General features: G+C 35.8%; 21 protein-coding genes. 16 read left to right on the top strand and 5 right to left on the bottom strand.

From position 1 onward, the window contains the following. Positions 1-74: 74 nt before the first annotated feature. Positions 75-686 carry a lysophospholipid acyltransferase family protein gene (locus tag AB1280_RS16995; RefSeq protein ID WP_272190919.1) on the top strand — a complete coding sequence of 204 codons (612 nt, stop codon included), beginning with the start codon at positions 75-77 and terminating at the stop codon, positions 684-686. Positions 687-1,033: 347 nt separating this feature from the next. Here AB1280_RS16995 and AB1280_RS16990 read toward each other — a convergent pair whose 3' ends face one another. Continuing rightward, on the bottom strand, positions 1,034-1,138 hold the full coding sequence (locus AB1280_RS16990) for a DUF3948 family protein (protein ID WP_429756532.1): 105 nt from the start codon (positions 1,136-1,138) through the stop codon (positions 1,034-1,036). 236 nt (positions 1,139-1,374) lie between these two features. Here AB1280_RS16990 and AB1280_RS16985 point away from each other — a divergent pair, with 236 nt between their 5' ends. The 3 genes from AB1280_RS16985 (at position 1,375) to AB1280_RS16975 (ending at position 4,035) form a co-directional block, all read left to right on the top strand. Further along, positions 1,375-1,731 carry a YxeA family protein gene (locus tag AB1280_RS16985; RefSeq protein WP_429757359.1) on the top strand — a complete coding sequence of 119 codons (357 nt, stop codon included), beginning with the start codon at positions 1,375-1,377 and terminating at the stop codon, positions 1,729-1,731. 610 nt (positions 1,732-2,341) lie between these two features. Next, on the top strand, positions 2,342-3,100 hold the full coding sequence (locus AB1280_RS16980; protein WP_429756531.1) for a TatD family hydrolase: 759 nt from the start codon (positions 2,342-2,344) through the stop codon (positions 3,098-3,100). Between the two features lie 401 nt (positions 3,101-3,501). Continuing rightward, entirely contained in the window at positions 3,502-4,035 is a 534-nt protein-coding gene (locus AB1280_RS16975; RefSeq protein ID WP_429756530.1) for a transglycosylase SLT domain-containing protein, read from the top strand. An 18-nt stretch (positions 4,036-4,053) separates the two neighbouring features. Here AB1280_RS16975 and AB1280_RS16970 read toward each other — a convergent pair whose 3' ends face one another. Together AB1280_RS16970 and AB1280_RS16965 are read right to left on the bottom strand one after the other, a co-directional pair. Continuing rightward, positions 4,054-4,821 (bottom strand): DUF4931 domain-containing protein, encoded by a 768-nt coding sequence (locus tag AB1280_RS16970; RefSeq protein ID WP_429756529.1) that lies wholly within the window; start codon positions 4,819-4,821, stop codon positions 4,054-4,056. Between the two features lie 34 nt (positions 4,822-4,855). After that, positions 4,856-5,161: a YciI family protein gene (locus AB1280_RS16965; RefSeq protein WP_272190924.1), complete on the bottom strand. Its 306-nt coding sequence runs from the start codon at positions 5,159-5,161 to the stop codon at positions 4,856-4,858. A 101-nt stretch (positions 5,162-5,262) separates the two neighbouring features. Between AB1280_RS16965 and AB1280_RS16960 the strand changes: the two genes are divergently transcribed. From AB1280_RS16960 to AB1280_RS16925, 8 genes are all read left to right on the top strand, one after another. Further along, a complete protein-coding gene (locus AB1280_RS16960) occupies positions 5,263-5,475 on the top strand; it encodes a hypothetical protein (RefSeq protein WP_429756528.1) in 213 nt (70 codons plus the stop codon). A gap of 264 nt (positions 5,476-5,739) precedes the next feature. Then, positions 5,740-5,874, top strand: coding sequence for an RAxF-45 family protein (locus AB1280_RS16955; protein ID WP_429756527.1), 135 nt, complete (start codon positions 5,740-5,742; stop codon positions 5,872-5,874). A gap of 132 nt (positions 5,875-6,006) precedes the next feature. Next, positions 6,007-7,866 (top strand): ribosomal protection-like ABC-F family protein, encoded by a 1,860-nt coding sequence (abc-f, locus tag AB1280_RS16950; protein WP_429756526.1) that lies wholly within the window; start codon positions 6,007-6,009, stop codon positions 7,864-7,866. A 499-nt stretch (positions 7,867-8,365) separates the two neighbouring features. Beyond that, complete coding sequence (locus AB1280_RS16945; protein WP_429756525.1) at positions 8,366-9,559, top strand: sensor histidine kinase; 1,194 nt, start codon at positions 8,366-8,368, stop codon at positions 9,557-9,559. Then, positions 9,556-10,218: a response regulator gene (locus tag AB1280_RS16940; protein ID WP_272190928.1), complete on the top strand. Its 663-nt coding sequence runs from the start codon at positions 9,556-9,558 to the stop codon at positions 10,216-10,218. The genes AB1280_RS16945 and AB1280_RS16940 overlap by 4 nt, the downstream gene beginning before the upstream one ends. 138 nt (positions 10,219-10,356) lie before the next feature. After that, positions 10,357-11,289 (top strand): ABC transporter ATP-binding protein, encoded by a 933-nt coding sequence (locus AB1280_RS16935; protein WP_429756524.1) that lies wholly within the window; start codon positions 10,357-10,359, stop codon positions 11,287-11,289. Positions 11,290-11,301: 12 nt separating this feature from the next. Next, positions 11,302-12,498 carry an ABC transporter permease gene (locus AB1280_RS16930; protein ID WP_429756523.1) on the top strand — a complete coding sequence of 399 codons (1,197 nt, stop codon included), beginning with the start codon at positions 11,302-11,304 and terminating at the stop codon, positions 12,496-12,498. 12 nt (positions 12,499-12,510) lie between these two features. After that, positions 12,511-13,656, top strand: coding sequence for an ABC transporter permease (locus AB1280_RS16925; protein WP_429756522.1), 1,146 nt, complete (start codon positions 12,511-12,513; stop codon positions 13,654-13,656). 17 nt (positions 13,657-13,673) lie between these two features. On the opposite strand, the gene AB1280_RS16920 is transcribed toward AB1280_RS16925, so the two are convergent. Next, entirely contained in the window at positions 13,674-13,874 is a 201-nt protein-coding gene (locus tag AB1280_RS16920) for a hypothetical protein (protein ID WP_272190933.1), read from the bottom strand. Positions 13,875-14,138: 264 nt separating this feature from the next. Then, complete coding sequence (locus tag AB1280_RS16915; protein WP_429756521.1) at positions 14,139-15,008, bottom strand: Cof-type HAD-IIB family hydrolase; 870 nt, start codon at positions 15,006-15,008, stop codon at positions 14,139-14,141. Positions 15,009-15,444: 436 nt separating this feature from the next. Between AB1280_RS16915 and AB1280_RS16910 the strand changes: the two genes are divergently transcribed. The 4 genes from AB1280_RS16910 to hppD all read left to right on the top strand — a co-directional run bounded on the left by AB1280_RS16910 (position 15,445) and on the right by hppD (position 17,304). Then, the gene (locus AB1280_RS16910; RefSeq protein ID WP_272190936.1) at positions 15,445-15,555 is read left to right on the top strand and encodes a DUF3948 family protein; all 111 of its coding nucleotides are present in this window, start codon (positions 15,445-15,447) and stop codon (positions 15,553-15,555) included. A 52-nt stretch (positions 15,556-15,607) separates the two neighbouring features. Continuing rightward, positions 15,608-15,718: a DUF3948 family protein gene (locus tag AB1280_RS16905; protein WP_272190936.1), complete on the top strand. Its 111-nt coding sequence runs from the start codon at positions 15,608-15,610 to the stop codon at positions 15,716-15,718. A gap of 90 nt (positions 15,719-15,808) precedes the next feature. Further along, positions 15,809-15,919: a DUF3948 family protein gene (locus tag AB1280_RS16900; RefSeq protein ID WP_272190937.1), complete on the top strand. Its 111-nt coding sequence runs from the start codon at positions 15,809-15,811 to the stop codon at positions 15,917-15,919. A gap of 266 nt (positions 15,920-16,185) precedes the next feature. Beyond that, positions 16,186-17,304, top strand: coding sequence for a 4-hydroxyphenylpyruvate dioxygenase (hppD, locus tag AB1280_RS16895; RefSeq protein ID WP_272190938.1), 1,119 nt, complete (start codon positions 16,186-16,188; stop codon positions 17,302-17,304).

Genomic DNA, 17,304 nt, shown 5'->3' with positions numbered 1-17,304 from the left:
TTAATACTTAGTGTTATAATTAATGATAAATAATACAGTTATAAAAAATTAAATTGTAGAGGGGAACAGATCGAATGTATACATTCATTGTAAGGGTGTTGAAATATATATTTAAAACATTTGGAAAAGTAGAAGTATATGGAAAAGAAAAATTACCGCAAAGCGGAGCATATGTAGTAGCTTGTACTCATAGAAGTTGGATGGATGTTGTCATGTTAGCGACGGGAATGTTACCAACGAAAATTTACTATATGGCTAAAAAGGAATTGTTTGAAAGTAAATTTGGGAATTGGTTTTTTAATGGGGTAAATGCGTTTCCGGTTGATCGTGCAAATCCAGGACCGAGTACGCTGAAAATTCCATCTAGGTTATTAAAAGAAGGAAAAGTTGTGGGGATTTTTCCGAGCGGAACGAGATCAGCAGAAGCGACTTCTCTGAAAGCTGGTGCTGTTACAATTGCCTTTCGTTCTAATGTTCCGTTAGTTCCGGCTGCATACGTTGGACCTAGCAGTTTAAAAGAATTGTTTCGTGGAAAAAAGGCGCAATTAATTTTTGGTGATCCGATTCAAGTGGAGCAGTCAGCGCAAATGGATCGTAAAGAAGTGATGCGATTGATGACAGAAAAATTAAATGAGACGTTTACACAATTAAAGGAAACGTTGCAAGAAGATAAAGTGAAACTTTAATCAGTGGGGGGCTTCATCCCCCGCTGATTACTAGCCCTCACCAATCGGGCGCATGCCAGCAGTTTATCTCCCGCCTAACTTCTTAAGAAAAGCGGAAGCGGCTCGCTCAGAATCGCAGGACGCCCACGCACCCAACAGAGAGGCGCTTTTTGCTTCGTCCGAGGGGGCGAAACGACCGGAGATTCTAGCCGCTAGAGCTGGACAATGCTTTCGCTTAGCTTTGAGGTGGAAGTATTACTGCCCGCGAATAACGGGATAGAAGAGCATAATGGTAATAGGAAAAGACGACCTGGCATAGAAGGTCGTCTTTTCAAATTTATCTATATAAGGGTAAAGGGGACACAAAATTATATAAGAATTACTGTGGCAACGTAAATAAATGCTGTAAGAAGAGCCGCACCACTAGCAAGTTGAGCATAATCAAATTTGTTAAAAGTAATTTGGTTCTCCACTATAATCTTTCCTTACCTGTTTCATGTAGTAGAAACAGTTTTTTTATTTGTTGCTATCCTGTTTCTGATTTCATTGTACGAAATCAGGGCCGTTTGAACCATCGAGTTAGCTTACAGAAAGCTTACATTTTTGTAAGAGAAGTGTAAGGCAGTTCAATGGTATGTGTAACCTTTCTTTTTTAAACTGAAAGAAGGGTTACGTATAAAATGCAAGGGAGGAAACCAAAATGGAAAGAATACGGAAACGTGTATTTTTGGGGGTACTTGCTAGTATTGCTATCGTTGTCTTACTATTACCAACAAAGCTTGGTCCAGTAATTGATAGATATAATCCGTTTTATCAAACGAAAGCGTATTATACAGTTGTAAAAGGTATTGGTCAACATATTGGAGATGGCTGGTATGAATATGAGTTTATTGGATATGATGAAGATGGACGGGAACAGAAGATTACAAAAACGATTCAGAAAATGTTAAAACAAAATGAACCGTTAGAAATCATTGCAAAAGGCCGTTATGCTGAGAGATTAGTTGAAATAGATAAAGAAGATATTCCATTCAATGTGAGAGGAAAGCTTTTAACAATACAATAGAAAGAAAGACGTATGACAATATTGTAAGGTACGTGTAATGTAATTCGATAGTTGCAGTCGCGAGTATGACCTATAATAAAAGTAGAAAGAACGAAATACATCTTTCTGTCTGAATCAATAATGTGATGAAAAGGATTAACAACCAACTAAATGTGGGTCTCATCTCAAAGGAGGTGGGACTATTTTTCTACCTTACAAAAATGTAAGATTTACGTAAGCAAATTCAATGGCTCTTTTGTCATATTTCTCTCATAATGAAAATAGATATAAAAGTTAGGGAGATTATAGAAGGGAGACAGGTGAGATGCAAAAAGAAGAAGTAGTTAAGTTTCCGTTAGTAGAGTGTTTTAGCTACTTTGGCGTTGCGATTGTATGTATTGGGATTTTTGATATAATTACAAATTTAATTGTTTAATAAATAGATGAACAAGAAGGCGAACCTTCTTGTTTTTTATTTTATATATATTTTAGAAAGTTGTACTATGTAAATACAAGTTGATGATATAAAAACCTTTTCTTTTGAGGTGGACGAGAGCAACTGGCTGTGCATAGAAAAGGCTTATATGTTGAAAAATGAATCTATATACAATGCCAAGAAAAGGTGATAAAAATGAAATGGATTGATAGTCATATACATTTGGATCAATATAAAAAAGAAGAGCAATTCCAGTTAATTGAAGATGTACAAAAGACGAAGGAAATAGTAGGACTGATTGCGGTGTCAATGAATTATCATTCTTGTCAGCAAACATTAGAGTTATCAAAGAACTATCCATTTATATATCCTGCTCTGGGGTATCATCCCGAACAAAAGGTTGATTTTAAGCAATGCGAAAAAATTTGTAAATTAATTGATAAAGAAGCACATCGTATCGCGGCGATTGGAGAAGTTGGTTTGCCTTATTATTTACGTCAAGAAAATCAGGCGCTATTGCTAGAGCCATATCTTGAAATGCTAGAAAGATTTGTATATATGGCTCAAAAGTATAATTTACCAATTATATTACATGCTGTATACGATGATGCGGAGGTTGTTTGTGATGTACTTGAATCTTATCGAATACAGCGCGCTCATTTTCATTGGTTTAAGGGAAGTCAACAAACGATGGAGAGAATGATCGAGAATGGGTATTATATTTCGGTCACTCCTGACATTGTATATAAAGAAAAAATTAAAGATATTGCTGCTTTTTATCCGTTATCACATCTTATGGTCGAAACGGATGGACCGTGGAAATTTATTGATGAAATGACGCATCCAAGTATGATTTTGCAAGTGTTAAAAAGTGTGAGTGAAATAAAAGGGCTATTGCTTGAAGATACAACGGAAGTTATCTATAAAAATACAGTTCAATTTTATAATTTATAAGTATATGCATATAAATTATAAAACGACATAAAATCCCTTTCTTTTTTATGGGAAGACGAGAGCGTCTGGGCGTGCATAGGAGCGGTCAGGGCCTTTTCTTGCCACATGCAAGGTTTTCAAACAAAGGGAGAAAGCCAGTGGCGGCTATGATGTATTCTACATAGTAGCGAGTTATATGTCGAAACATTAAAACGGACTTATATAGAACAGTGTTTAAACTAGTTTCAATGATTGATAGAGAAATATTACATTTTTATATTTGTTTCGTATCTTTTGCATCACAAAATCAGGCTTAAGAAGGATGTTGAAGCTGTATATTCTTGGTATGATAGATAAAGAAGCAGTTGTATATACGTAATGCTGAAAGGGGACAAATTTCAGCGGAAGTAGAGGTAATATACATGAAGAAATTCTTTATAGGATTCTTAGTTGTTTTTGGAGTATATATGTTTTTTCGAGGCGAATCAGAAGGTGCAGGAAAACCTGTAAGCCAAAAGAGTTATGTTAATTCAGAAGAAGCAAAACAGGCGAAACAAATTATTAGTGAAGAGGCTAAGAAATATAATCTCCCAGAATGGATACCTCTTACAATTGCCGAGCATGAGAGTCGTTTCAATCCAAGGGCTGTTGGAGATCATGGAACATCGTTTGGGTTGTTTCAATTGCACCGGGGGGGTGGACTTGCTCCTGAGAATGTAACAGATGAGGAGTTAAAAGATCCGCGCAAAAATGCTGAAATTGCTATGCCTCATTTGGCAAAAGGGTATAAAAGAGGTATGGAAAAGGGATTAACAGAATTTGAGTTACTTAAATATGTGGCGAACACATCTGGTTGGCCTGGTAATCTCGGAACAGAGTGGACGGATAAAAATATGAAATATAATATTGGATTAGAGAATGTATATTATCAAAATAAAGGCGTTATGAAAGAGTAGGTTACGTGATGACCTACTCTATTTTTCTGTAAAATATGTTTCTAGCTGTTCTTTTACTGCTTGTAATTGTGTAGAAACTTGAGGAATGTTATAGCCAACGTATAGCGGTGAAACGACAAACCGCGGAACAATCTTACACATAATGTTTCCATCTAAACTATAAAAGAACATGTTATAACTATTACATTGTTTATGAAAATCGTGTAATACGTAGCATACTGTTCTTTGAATATAATCAGCCATTAGGTCAATTTGAGCTGTATTTTCTATTAGAATGTTAAACTCAGTAAAACCGATAATGGGATGAGTAGAAATATTTAGTTCAATGCCGTGTTCTTTGCTTACAACAATTCCTTTGAAGTGTTCGGTTCTTACGTTTTGTCGATAGTCAACTTGTTCCATACCGATAATTTGCATATGTGCATGGTGGATTGTTCCTCCTGATAGAGGCCCATGGTTTTTATATAAAATAACAGATCGGAACTTTCCGCTTTGCTCTAACGATAACCAGTGCCCAACTGAAAATCGGATAAGCTTTCGCATATGCTCTTTTGTATAGGTTGCAATATGATCATGACAATTATCGATTTCGATAATGACTGTTTGTAAAGTATTTTGTAACGTTGGATATTTATTTTTTAGCCAAATGATTGTTTCATCTGTTTCTAAAATATTACTTAGTTGTGTGTGATCGCAAAATGGGCAAGCTGATTCTTTATTTTGCATGCTGTTTGGTTTTTGTTGACTAATCTGATTTACAAAGTAAAGCTGTTGTTGTGTCTCCATTTTTTCCCCCCTGTAGTTGTATGTATATGAGAAATTATCTTGTATTCGGAGTGTTGTTAAGAAATACTTGAAAAGGTTCTGCATATTTTGTTGGTGTAAATTCAATTATTTCGTAACGAGCGACGTTATGTATATAAAATGGATCTTCCGCTATAATTGCGTCTGCCTCTTGTTTCGATACGGTATTTATTAAAATGATTCCACCAACGCGAGGATTGCGGCGGCCTGAAAATATAAATTTATTTAGGTCGTAGTATTTATCTAAAAATTGAATGTGCTCCCCTAGATAATGCTCTACAACTTCAAGTGGTTGAGTATAATTTACCATTGCTAAAAACATATTTATCCCCCTATTTGTCATATTCCAACTAGTACATATTCGTGAAAAGTCATTTTAAATCCTTTATATTGGAATCAGGAGCAAAAATACAAAAGGCTTTGGTGAATGTATCGTTACATAAGACAACGATTGTCGTTGCACATCGCTTATCGACAATCTTACAAACAGATCAAATTATTGTATTAGAGGATGGGCATGTTACAGGTGTAGGTACACATGAAGAACTGATGGACAACCATACATATTACAAAAAAATTGTCCAACAGCAATTTACCATGGGGCAAAATAAAGACGAGATACCCTGCCTAATTTAGGATATCTCGTCTTTATTGTTTTCGTCACCTTTTCATACATTATTAATTTCATCAACGATTGGCTTTGCATCAACTAAAATGTGAATAACGGTTTTTACAATATCGATCATCTGATATTCCTCCTTTTAATTTTGGACCATAGCTGCCTTTTATGTATGAATATGTCTATTTACATTATTTTCAGAAAAATGACTATCCAAACGTGTTTTAGGGGAGTATAATGAAAAGGTAAGTATAAAATTCCGTACGAAAGAGGTGAAAGAGATGAATCGTTCTATAGTTATGCGCACGCAATTTTTAGATTTTATCTACATTTGTCGTGCAATTTTTCATCGTGTAGTTGCTAACGGGATACGTATGCCCTTTTTTAGTAATTCCATAATAACTATTGAACGATAGAAGTCTCTTCACCCATTTTATAGAAACGTGTGAAAAGGGAACTATGGTGGTTCTCTTTTCTATTTTGAAATAAAAGCTGTGGGTAAGGTTCTTTACTCATGGCTTTTTTACGTTGAAAGGAGTACGGAAAAAATGATGATTTGTAGTGTAAACAATATAGCGAAGACGTTTGGTGGAAATAGAATATTTGAGAATATATCATTTGAAATAAAGAAAGGCGAACGCGTTGGTTTAGTTGGCCGAAACGGCAGCGGGAAAACAACAATTTTTCAACTGTTAACGGGAATTGAACATGTGGATTGCGGTGCGATTCATATGAAGAAAGGTACGCAGATTGGTCATGTTGCCCAAATTCCGAGGTTTGCGGAAGAAATGACTGTATATGATGTATTACGTTCTGCATTTGCGAAAGAGCAAGCATTAGAAAGAAAAATGAGAGAACTTGAACAGAAGATGGCCATAAGCGTTACGGAAAAAATGATGGCGGAGTACGGAGAAATACAGGAGCAGTTTTCGTTTCTAGGTGGTTATGAAATGGAAGCGAATATGATGAAAGTAGCCAATGGACTGCAAGTGACGGGATTATTTTCACGCGATTTTAGGGGGCTAAGCGGTGGTGAACAGACGAAAGTGTGTCTTGCATATATGCTCCTTAAAAAGCCGGACTTATTGCTTCTAGATGAACCGACAAATCATTTAGATTTATTCGCAGTAGAATGGCTTGAGCAATTTTTAAAGGAATATGATGGGACAGTCGTTGTAATTTCACATGATCGTTATTTCTTAGATGAAGTCGTAACAAAGATTTTTGATTTAGAAGATGGGGAAGTACATGTATACCATACGAACTATTCACAGTTTGTAAAGGAGAAAGAAGAAAAATTATTACAAGAGTTTCAAGCATATCAAGAGCAGCAAAAGAAAATAAAGAAAATGAAGGAAGCTATTAAAAGGCTTAGGGAATGGGCCAATCAAGCGAATCCGCCAAACGAGGGATTGCATAAACGTGCCCGCAATATGGAACGCGCTCTAGAGAGAATGGAAAAACTGAAGAAACCAATTTTAGAGCATAAGCAAATGGGTCTTCAATTTGAAGGACAAGAACGAAGCGGGAAAGACGTTGTGATTATGAAAGAAGTGGGAAAGAATTTTGATGAACGTGTTTTATTTCAAAATGTAGAATTACATGTTCGTTTTCAAGAGCGTGTTGCGATTGTGGGACGGAACGGTACAGGAAAAACAACGTTATTGAAATTATTATTACAAGAAATGAATCCGGATATAGGTGAAGTTCGTATTGGTAGCGGAGTAAAGCTCGGCTATTTGTCTCAACATATGAATGTGAACAGTAAACAAACGGTATTAGAAATGTTTAGGGAGCAGGTGGCGGTAACTGAAGGAGAAGCACGTCATATACTTGCTCGCTTTCTATTCTACGGACCAGCTGTATTTAAAAAGGTGAATCAATTAAGCGGGGGTGAACGAATGCGTTTACGATTGGCCCAGCTCATGCATCAAGATATTAACTTTCTTGTACTCGATGAACCGACAAATCACCTTGATATTGAATCGAGAGAAGTATTAGAAGAAGCACTTGAACAGTATAATGGAACGATTTTAGCGGTTTCTCATGACCGTTACTTCTTAAATAAATTGTTCCCTAAAACGTATTGGATTGATAATCAAACAGCGTATGGATTTGTTGGAAATTACGCTTGGGCACGTGAAAAGTGGCAAGAAAAAAGAGAAACAGAACAACGAAGCGTTGTGAAAAAGGAACGAGTAGCAGCTGTGCCGAAGCCTATAAATAAGGAGGTTATCGATCTGGAAGAGCAGCTTATGAATGTGGAGCAAAGTATATATGAGATAGACTGCAAAATGGCTAAAACGAAAAATGTTGCAGAATTAGAGAAGTTGCATCATGAAAAAGAGGAAAAAGAATTGTTAAGAACAAAATTATATGAGGATTTAGAGAATGGTATAGATATGTAGAACTAAAAAGCTGGTGGATACCAGCTTTTTAAATTGTGTATGTATCTTATATATAAATTCATTTAAGTCATCGCTTTGTTGTTGTATTACACTTGAACCGCTTAATTTTTAGATGTTGATTCTTTTTTTATAGAAAATAACCACATGAAAAATTCATAAAATACTACAAAAAATACTGATTGTATAATATTCTCGATCCATTTAAATTGATTATAATTATAATAATCAAATAAAACAAAAATAATATAGAAGGGAATTAATAAAATTAAAGGTCTTTTAAATTTTATATTCATAAGATACTATTCTCCTTTACATATTAACCACAATTCCACTTTAACATAAAACACTTACAGTTTCTGTATATTGGAATTTTAGTGTGGCATTCCCGTTTTTTAAGAAAGATAGTTTGATGATTCGGATTTTTATATTTCTAAAAGGAGGGAGATAAGGGGAAGAATATGGTGTCTGTATATTTTGTTTGAATACAGGAGGAAACTTTATGCTAGGATATGCCCGGCTACTTACGATTGTGCTCATTTGTGTTGTATATGCACTGCATATTCCACATGGAGAACTAGGCTTGCAATTATTTATTGGTGCTGCCTGTTTGATTTATTTGGGAAATCATTGTTTACTTATGACGCCATATAGCGGAGAACGGCGAATATTTTTTATATTGTTATCGAACGGGATTGTAACAGCTATATTTGGATTCTTATTTCCGAAAGTAGATTTATATTTAATTTTGTTCGGTGTAGATGCGGTAACTTTATTTATTAATATTCAATCGAAAATGATAGCCCGTTTTTTTATAGGATTTTTCTTTATCTGTTGGTTTGCTATTTTAATATATTCATATCAATATTTTGGAGCGTTTGAAATTTGGGGCAATATTATTTCTTTTATGTTCGTTGTATTTAGTGCTCTTACTGGAGGACTAATTAAAAAATTAACGCTAGCTCGCCAAACGGTAGATGAACAGTATGAAAAGTTGAATTCATCGCATGAAGCGCTTCAAGAAGCACATGAGCAATTGCAGTTATATGCAAAAGAAGTGGAAGAATTAACGGCAGTGAAAGAACGCAATGATATTGCGCGTGAAATTCATGATACGGTTGGTCATAATATGACGGCATTGCTTGTTCAATTACAGCTTGCTGAGGAGTTATGGAAACAAAAATCAAATCAGACTGAGGCAGTTCTGCAAACATGTCACCAGTTAGCAAGGAAATCGTTACAAGAGGTAAGAGCATCTGTTCGAACTTTGAAAGAAGAAGAGAATATGGGGGATTTAGTCGGTAATATTAGACGGATGCTAGGTGAATTTTCGAATGCAACAAATGTGAGAACGACATTTAAATTGCAAGGTGATCCAGTCATCATTCCATTGTCACTACATCCAACAATATTGCGTATTATGCAGGAGTCATTAACAAATGCAAAGCGTCATGGTAAGGCAACTACATGTGAGATCGTGCTTTCATGCTTGGATGGAAAGGTACATATCTCTATTTCTGATGATGGAGCAGGCGTAAATGAGGTGCATCCCGGCTTTGGACTTATTAATATGAAAGAACGTGTAGAAGAACGCGGAGGAATGATTTTGTTTGAAAGTGAAAAAGAGAAGGGGTTTCAATTAAACGTAGAGTTCCCACTAAGAGAAAAGACGTGGGTGATAGGGGGAACGGTATGATTCGAATTATGATTGTTGATGATCAGTCGTTAGTTCGCGATGGATTAGCGATGTTATTAAATTTACGCCCAGAACTTGAAGTGGTTGGAACTGCAAGTGATGGAGAAGAAGCTGTACAAAATGCCGAACAGTTTCAGCCTGAAATCATTTTAATGGATATCCGTATGCCGCGTGCAAACGGTGTAGAAGGAACACGTTTAATAAGGGAGCGATTTCCTCATATAAAAGTACTGATGTTGACGACGTTTAATGATAGTGAACTTATTTTTGAAGCACTTGAACAAGGGGCAAGCGGTTATTTATTAAAAGACATGGCGACAGATACAATTGTGCAAGCAATCTTGACTGTACATGCAGGAGGAGTTGTACTCCCTCAAGATATGACTGCTGAAATTGTGAAAGAATTGAAGAGAGCGAAAGTAGATAGTATTGCTGAGCAACATGCTCCAAAACAAATAGAGCAGTTAACAGAACGGGAAGTGGAAGTGTTGCGGGAATTAGGATATGGATTAAATAATAAAGAAATCGCGGAGAAATTATTTATTACAGAAGGAACGGTAAAAAATCATGTGTCCAATATTATTAGTAAATTGGAGCTTCGCGACCGAACGCAAGCAGCTATTTTTGCTGTAAGGTACGGTGTGACAGCTTACATATGACTTTTGGCATAGATAAGTATGAAAAAGCAGCAGATGATGCTGCTTTTTTGTTATGTATTTTCTATCTAAAGAGCGATGGAAGGACGAGGCAATTCTTTTACAATCAGAATGAGATTACATTAAAGGGGTTGAATCGAAATGTTAGTCGTAGATCATATTACAAAATCCTTTGGAAAAAAAGAAGTTGTAAAAGGTGTGTCATTTTCGATTGAAAAAGGAGAAACATTTGGATTACTTGGTCCAAATGGTGCAGGGAAATCAACAACAATTTCAATGATTTGTGGGCTCTTTCCATATGATAGCGGGGATATACGCGTTGATGGAAAGTCTGTGAAAGGGCATCCGTTGGAGACGAAACAAAAAATTGGTGTTGTTCCGCAAGATATTGCTTTATATCCGACACTTTCGGCGAAAGAGAATTTAATTTTCTGGGGGAAAATGTACGGACTTAGCGGAGCGGCAGCAAAGAAACGTGCAGATGAAGTGCTAGCATATGTTGGTTTAGAAGACCGTGCGAGAGATAAGATTGAAACATTTTCAGGCGGTATGAAGCGCCGTGTAAATATTGGTGCAGCACTTATGCATGAACCTGAACTATTAATTATGGATGAACCGACAGTTGGAATTGACCCGCAATCACGGAATCATATTTTAGAAACAGTGAAAAAGTTAAATGAAAAGGGAATGACAGTTATTTATACGAGTCATTACATGGAGGAAGTCGAATATTTATGTGAGCGCATTGCGATTGTAGATCATGGAAAAGTGATTGCGCTTGGAACGAAAAGCGAACTATGTACTCGTCTTGCAGATGGTTTCATGGTGAAGCTACAGGTTAATCGTTACGATCAAGAATTATTGCAGAAATTACAAGCACTTCCTGTTGTAGAGCGTATTGTAACGGATGAGGATTCGAATACGATTGATATTGCTCTAACACATAGTGATGCAGTTGGTATGGTCGTTTCAGAGGTTGTTGGAAATCGTGTGCAAATTGCAAGGCTTGAAGTACAAGAACCGAATTTAGAAGCACTTTTTTTACAACTAACTGGTCGTTCACTTCGTGATTAAGGAGGAAAGAATATGAAAAGTTTTATTGTCGCATGGAAAGATTTTAAGATACGTTTTACAGATCGGCGTGGTTTTATAATGATGTTACTTATGCCGCTTTTATTAACAGCTATTTTAGGGTCAGCTTTAAGTGCGGCCTTAGATGAAGGTGGATTACCAAAAACGGTAATTGGATACTATCAAGAAGATGAAGATACGGTTGCCACTATGTTTCGAACAGATGTATTAGAGGCAAAAGAAATAAAAGATGATGTGAAGGTCGAGAAAGTTTCGTCGCGAGCCGACTTAGAAAAGATGTTGAAAGAGAAGAAGGTTGATGTAGGGATTATACTGCCGAAGCAGTGGAGTGAACATATACAAGAAGGAAAACTAAAAGAAGTTGAACTGCTTACTGATCCTGCCAAAGACATACAAGCAAAAATTGCCGATTCATTCATTCAGTCTTTTGCTGAACGAGCGCAAACGGTAGCTTTTGCTACAAAGAGCGTAGTAACGGACCTGGCGCAATCTCAACAAGGAAATGTGCAAGAAGTAGCAAAGAATATGGGAACCGCTCTACCAGCTATTGCAACTTCAAGTGAAAATGGAATCAAAACAGGGACAATTGGTAAGAAAACAGTTGTGGCTATGCAGTATTATGCTGCAGCGATGTTAGTTATGTTTCTTCTATATAATGTAACGGTTGGTGCAAAATCAATTGTAGGAGAACAAAGAACAGAAACGTTGGCAAGGTTGTTAACAACACCGACAAGTTCTTATTCTATTTTGTTAGGTAAATTCTTCGGAACATTACTATTCGCGTGTATTCAATTTGGTGTATTTGTCATTGCAACCCATTATGTATTCGGTGTGAATTGGGGGGATGACATTGCACAGCTTATTGCAGTGGGAGTTTCCTATGCAATTTGTGTGTCGGGATTATCAATGCTGATTGCTGCATTTATTCGAGATGAAAAAACGGCTGATGTTATAGGTGGGATTGGTATTCAACTGTTAGCGATATTAGGCGGTTCTATGTTACCAATTTATGCATTTCCAGATGCATTGCAAAAGGTTGCTAATATTGCACCAAATAAATGGGCGCTTACGAGTTTCTTAGATATTATGTCAGGGACGTCTTGGAATACGTTACTACCAATTATTTTAAGTTTATCTAGTGCTGGCATACTTTCCGTTATCATTGGAACATTACGATTACGTACTAGATAGGAGGAGAGAGCAGTGAAAAAAATTTGGTCGATTTGTTCATTAGAGTTAAAGCAAATATTGATGAAGCCGCAAAATTATCTTCTGATGTTAGGTATGCCAATTATTTTTACGTTAATTTTTGGCGGACTTCTAGGTGGAAGTGGTAATGATAAGGTGAAAATTATTTTGGTTGATGAAGATCAATCAAAATTATCAGCTTCTTATTATGAATCATTAACGGATAGCGATCTTGTGAGTGTGGAAAAGGGATCATATGAAGAAGCAAAGAAGAAAATTGAAAATAAAAAAGCCTCTGGTATTGTAACAATTGGGAAAGACTTTCAAAAGCAAATGTTAGATGGGAAAAGTGATAAAGTTCTATTTCAATCTAGTGCTGATTTTACAGGCGGTGCTTCTGTAGAACACGTGCTACAAAATACACTAAAAAAAATGGAAGTAGAAGTAAAAGGAGCAAATGTATGGAGTCAAAATAGCGGAAAGTCTTGGGAGACAATGTATGAAACCATTCATACGAAAGCAGAGCCTGTTCAAATTCAAAAAAAATCTATGGTAACAGGAAAGAAAACAATTAATGGTGTATCAGCTAGAGCGGCAGGATTTTCAATTTTATTTGTAATGATTGTTATGCTCAGTAGCACAGGAACGATTTTAAAAGCAAAGCAAATGGGAGTATGGCATCGTTTGTTGGAAACACCTGTTACAAGAGTGCAAGTATTAGCTGGGTATATTCTCTCATTCTTTTTAATTGGTTGGTTTCAATTTGGAGCACTTATGATATTAACGAATCTATTATTTGATGTACAGTGGGGAAATCCGTTAGGAATTATTGTACTTGTTTCGGTGCTATTACTTGCTGTTATTGGGCTAGCTTTATTGTTAGCGAGTGTTGTGAAAACGACAGAGCAACAATCGGCATTAGGAAATATCATCATTATTTCGACCTGTATGATTAGCGGACTGTATTGGCCAATTGAAATAGAACCGGAGTTTATGCAAAAGATTGCAAACTTTGTCCCGCAAACGTGGGCAATGCGTGGTTTTACAGAATTGATTGCGGGAGGAGGAGGACTGGCAGATATAACAGGATATATTGGAGTGTTACTTCTATTTGCCGGTATCTTCTTTGCCATCGGTTTAACAAGAATACGTTATGATTGAAAAAAAGAAAGCAGAATTTACAGCTTTGCACGCTGAATTCTGCTTTCTTTTTCTTGTACTTCTGTTGGCCTAAGTGAAATGATAATTGCAATCCCGAACATGAAGATGCACACTGAAAAGAGGACGAACGTCGGGAAGAATGGGAATAAGAGTAATGCTCCTAATATGACGAGCATTAAACAAATATAGTTCAAGACATATAGGAATAACTTGTCCATGTTTTTTCCCCTTTATTAGGAATCTCTGCTATTATCGTATGCTCGGTTTACAAAAAGTAGAATAGATTTTCTAACATTTTAAAATTACCTTTTAAGAGGAGAGGTCAGAGCATCTAGCTGTGCATAGAAGCGAGTTATATGTTGAAAAATAAAATTTATATACTTGTAAGGAAGAAGTACCCGAAATTTCATCGTTGTACAGAAAATAGAAAAGAAGATAACCACACTATACATAGTCGGTGGTTATCTTCTTTTCTATTTTTATCAACCTTGTATTGTTTTAGGTAAAATATGTTGTTCGATGGCATAAGCTACACCATTCTTATCATTTGTCGCTGTTACGATATCACATAGTTGTTTGACATCATCCTCTGCATTTCCCATTGCAATCGACAAACCTGCTACTTCTAACATTGGTACATCATTAAAATTATCTCCAATGGCAATTGTATCTTGTAAAGGGATATGGAAGTATTTTGCCATTTCCTGCAATCCGTTGCCTTTATGCCCATGTTCGTCCATGATTTCTAAGTTTGTTGGAGCAGATGCAGTCACCATTACTGCTTCATCTTTTTTTAATAATTGTAGCAATTGTGTACGATTCGTTTTATTGAATGTAAGGATGAAGAATTTTGAAATTTCAATAGTTGAATCGGATATTACATCTTCGATACTTTGGAATGTTGTAATTAAGTTAGCCTTTAGTTGTTTTTCGGTAATTCGTTCAATTTCTTCAATTGTAATGTCAAGAGACTCTTTGTTTAGTTGAAAAGATTTCGTAACTTGCTCTTTCCAATTATATGGTGCATACACACCTTTGTTTGTATAGAGTTTATACGGAAACTCCTCCGCTTCGAGCTGCTTGGCAATTTCATATACTTTTTCTTTTTTCAAAGTACGTGAGTGAATGACCTTTCCATCAGCGTATACTATTGCCCCGTTACTAGCTCCTAGTGGAAGGGATAATTGATATTGCTCAAGTAGTTTTAAAATATCTTCTTTAGCTCTGCCGGAACAAATCATAACGATGTGTCCTGCTTCTTCAGCATCTCGGATTGCTTTTAAATTTTCATTGGAAATTTCTAGATTGGATGATAATAGTGTGCCATCCATATCAAGTGCGATTAATTTCAAAATGATCACCTCTTTGTTTCCATCATACTATATATATACAAGTTAAAACACCGACATAAAAACCTTCTTTCTTTTTAAGAGGGGGGGACGAGAGCATTTGGCCGCGCATAGAAACGATCAATGCTTGTGCAATGTTTAAAACAAAAGGAGAAAGCGAGTAGCAATCATGTAGTATTCTGCATAGTAGCGACTTATATGTCGAAACTATTACACATATATTAGAAAGTAATAATAGTATTAAAGATTCCTAAAAAAATTTGTAATAAATTCATAGAGCTATTGCTTAAATAAAACAGTTATGTTACATTAATGTTACAAACGTTACAGTTAATGTTTCAATGTAACGTTAATATAAAAACTTTGAATAAATTATTTCTTGAAGATGACATAAATTTAAATTACATATAAATACTTATAAAAAAGGAGAATGAGAACAATGGAAAACAAAGAAGTATTACAACTAACAAAAACAGATTTACTAGGATCAGCAGGAGCGGCAGCGGCATTAACGGCATTCATCGTATTTCTATCAAGTGTTTTGGTTTAATTTGTAAAAAGCGAGCAGGATATATACATCTTATAAAAGGAGAATGAGAACAATGGAAAACAAAGAAGTATTACAACTAACAAAAACGGACTTATTAGGATCAGCAGGAGCAGCAGCGGCATTAACAGCATTCATTGTATTTCTATCAAGTGTTTTAGTGTAAATCATAGCAATTTTGTATAGAAAGTAGAGCGGAAAACTATTACAAAATGCAAGTTACATATAGAAATCTATTAAAGGGAGAATGAGAATAATGGAAAATAGAGAAGTATTACAATTAACAAAAATGGACTTATTAGGATCAGCAGGAGTAGCAATGGCCTTAACAGCATTGATTATGTTTCTATCAAGTGCTTTAGTATAATTTGAACGTGAAAGAAAAGAAGGACTTCGAAAACCGAAGTTCTTTTTTTTTCGCCATTAATAGGGAAAACGTTACTTCGTATGGGATAGATAGAAAAAAGTCGAATTTTCTATGTGAGAAAAAGGAAGGTATTTGACGGAAAAGATAGAAAATTTAAAATTGACAAATAAGTTGTGGTGCAATTTGTTTTTTTGATTGTATTTGGAAGCGTTTACGGTTTTGGGAGAAGGTATTTAAAATTTATACTGTAGGGGGATGAGGAAGTTATGAAACAAAAGTCTATGGATACTTTAGCGGCACAGATGGAGGATTTTTTCCCAGTACGTGATGTTGATCATCTAGAATTTTATGTTGGTAATGCAAAACAAACGAGTTATTACCTTGCGAGAGCATTTGGATTCAACATTGCTGCATATTCTGGTTTAGAAACAGGAAATCGAGATAAAGTATCTTACGTACTTGTACAAAAAAATATGCGTTTTGTTGTGTCAGGTGCTTTAAATACAAATAGCCGCATTGCCGAGTTTGTAAAACAGCACGGTGATGGTGTAAAAGATGTGGCACTTCTAGTAGAAGATGTAGAGAAAGCATATACAGAAGCTGTAAAGCGTGGTGCAGTTGCGATTGCTCCGCCAGAAGAGCTATCTGATGAACATGGAACTCTTAAAAAGGCGGTCATTGGCACATACGGTGATACGATTCATACACTTGTAGAAAGAAAAAATTATAAAGGTGCGTTTATGCCAGGATATGAACCATTTACATCAATTGTTCCAGTAGAAGAAACAGGTTTAGTAGCTGTTGATCATGTTGTTGGAAATGTGGAAAAAATGGAAGAATGGGTAAGTTATTATGAAAATGTAATGGGCTTTAAACAAATGATTCATTTTGACGATGATGATATTAGTACGGAGTATTCTGCGTTAATGTCGAAAGTAATGACAAATGGAAGCCGGATTAAGTTTCCAATCAATGAACCAGCAGAAGGAAAAAGAAAATCACAAATTCAAGAGTATTTAGAGTTCTATAACGGAGCTGGTGTACAACATCTTGCATTATTAACGAATGATATTGTGAAAACCGTTTCTGCGCTACGTGCAAATGGCGTCGAATTTTTAGATACGCCAGATACGTATTACGAAGAGTTAACAGCGCGTGTTGGTCAAATTGATGAAGAGATTGAAAAATTAAAAGAACTAAAAATTCTTGTGGATCGTGATGATGAAGGGTATCTATTACAAATTTTCACGAAGCCAATTGTGGATCGTCCAACCTTATTTATTGAGATTATTCAGCGTAAAGGATCAAGAGGATTTGGTGAAGGTAATTTTAAAGCATTATTCGAATCGATTGAAAGAGAACAGGCGCGTCGCGGAAATCTGTAA

Origin of the sequence: Bacillus sp. S10(2024) (assembly GCF_050473865.1) — a bacterium.
Lineage (GTDB): Bacteria > Bacillota > Bacilli > Bacillales > Bacillaceae_G > Bacillus_A.
The sequence above is the reverse complement of the archived record's forward strand: the minus strand, read 5'-3'. Positions and strand labels throughout refer to the sequence as shown.

Excerpts from the sequence above, each read along its gene's own strand:
- AB1280_RS16995 (WP_272190919.1), top strand. The coding sequence starts at position 75 with ATGTATACATTCATTGTAAGGGTGTTGAAATATATATTTAAAACATTT.
- AB1280_RS16980 (WP_429756531.1), top strand. The coding sequence starts at position 2,342 with ATGAAATGGATTGATAGTCATATACATTTGGATCAATATAAAAAAGAA.
- AB1280_RS16975 (WP_429756530.1), top strand. The coding sequence starts at position 3,502 with ATGAAGAAATTCTTTATAGGATTCTTAGTTGTTTTTGGAGTATATATG.
- AB1280_RS16970 (WP_429756529.1), bottom strand. The coding sequence starts at position 4,821 with ATGGAGACACAACAACAGCTTTACTTTGTAAATCAGATTAGTCAACAA.
- AB1280_RS16965 (WP_272190924.1), bottom strand. The coding sequence starts at position 5,161 with ATGTTTTTAGCAATGGTAAATTATACTCAACCACTTGAAGTTGTAGAG.
- AB1280_RS16955 (WP_429756527.1), top strand. The coding sequence starts at position 5,740 with ATGAATCGTTCTATAGTTATGCGCACGCAATTTTTAGATTTTATCTAC.
- abc-f (WP_429756526.1), top strand. The coding sequence starts at position 6,007 with ATGATGATTTGTAGTGTAAACAATATAGCGAAGACGTTTGGTGGAAAT.
- AB1280_RS16945 (WP_429756525.1), top strand. The coding sequence starts at position 8,366 with ATGCTAGGATATGCCCGGCTACTTACGATTGTGCTCATTTGTGTTGTA.
- AB1280_RS16940 (WP_272190928.1), top strand. The coding sequence starts at position 9,556 with ATGATTCGAATTATGATTGTTGATGATCAGTCGTTAGTTCGCGATGGA.
- AB1280_RS16935 (WP_429756524.1), top strand. The coding sequence starts at position 10,357 with ATGTTAGTCGTAGATCATATTACAAAATCCTTTGGAAAAAAAGAAGTT.
- AB1280_RS16930 (WP_429756523.1), top strand. The coding sequence starts at position 11,302 with ATGAAAAGTTTTATTGTCGCATGGAAAGATTTTAAGATACGTTTTACA.
- AB1280_RS16920 (WP_272190933.1), bottom strand. The coding sequence starts at position 13,874 with ATGGACAAGTTATTCCTATATGTCTTGAACTATATTTGTTTAATGCTC.
- AB1280_RS16910 (WP_272190936.1), top strand. The coding sequence starts at position 15,445 with ATGGAAAACAAAGAAGTATTACAACTAACAAAAACAGATTTACTAGGA.
- AB1280_RS16905 (WP_272190936.1), top strand. The coding sequence starts at position 15,608 with ATGGAAAACAAAGAAGTATTACAACTAACAAAAACGGACTTATTAGGA.
- AB1280_RS16900 (WP_272190937.1), top strand. The coding sequence starts at position 15,809 with ATGGAAAATAGAGAAGTATTACAATTAACAAAAATGGACTTATTAGGA.
- hppD (WP_272190938.1), top strand. The coding sequence starts at position 16,186 with ATGAAACAAAAGTCTATGGATACTTTAGCGGCACAGATGGAGGATTTT.